General features: G+C 57.0%; 1 protein-coding gene. It reads right to left on the bottom strand.

The annotated features are described in order from the left end of the window. Positions 1-156: heterodisulfide reductase-related iron-sulfur binding cluster (locus Q4563_RS23200; RefSeq protein WP_303606227.1), on the bottom strand; the 156-nt coding region annotated here is incomplete at its 3' end. Between the last annotated feature and the right edge of the window lie 74 nt (positions 157-230).

Below are 230 nucleotides of genomic sequence, written 5' to 3'. Positions count from 1 at the left end.
GGCACGGGCTTCGTCTTCGTAACCCGAATTCCAGGCGGGCTGGCCGCAGCAGGTTTGGCCTTGAGGAAAAACGACCTCAACGCCCAGTTGGCGCAGCACCGTAATGGCATCCATTCCGGCGTGCGGAAAAAAGCTGTCAACGAGGCAGGTACCCATCAAATAAACCTGCGTCGGCTTGGCCGGGCAGGTTCTCTGTATGGGTGAAGAAGTAATGGTCATAACGACTCCAC

Source organism: Gilvimarinus sp. 1_MG-2023 (genome assembly GCF_030548285.1).
This window is presented reverse-complemented; position numbering and strand designations above follow the sequence as displayed.